Here is a 312-nt window from a genome sequence, read left to right as displayed (position 1 = left end):
ATCTCGAACTTGTCTGAACAAGTTGGCCCCAGTAGGCCCGCCGATGGTGACACGTCGGTTAACACTGGCGGAAGCCTCAGCCCCGAATTTCTGCACACTCCCCACGACGCGGATCACTGGACGCTCTCGATTAGGCTGGTCACGCTGTGCACAGCAACCGACTCAGAGGGGAAGCATGACGGCGCGACACGAGGAGATCGCCGACGAGCTGCGCCGGGCGATCGACCGCGAGGAGTACACGGTCGGCTCCCTGCTGCCGGCCGAGACCGACCTCGCGGCCCACTACGGCGTCTCACGCGGCACGGTCCGTCA

General features: G+C 65.1%; 1 protein-coding gene. It reads left to right on the top strand.

The window, feature by feature from the left end; genetic code table 11:
• Positions 1 to 175: 175 nt before the first annotated feature.
• Positions 176 to 312: GntR family transcriptional regulator (locus tag ACLZOT_RS51400; protein ID WP_416976168.1), on the top strand; the 137-nt coding region annotated here is incomplete at its 3' end.

It is taken from the genome of Streptomyces sp. 4F14, from assembly GCF_048159485.1.
Taxonomy (GTDB): Bacteria; Actinomycetota; Actinomycetes; order Streptomycetales; family Streptomycetaceae; genus Streptomyces.
This window is presented reverse-complemented; position numbering and strand designations above follow the sequence as displayed.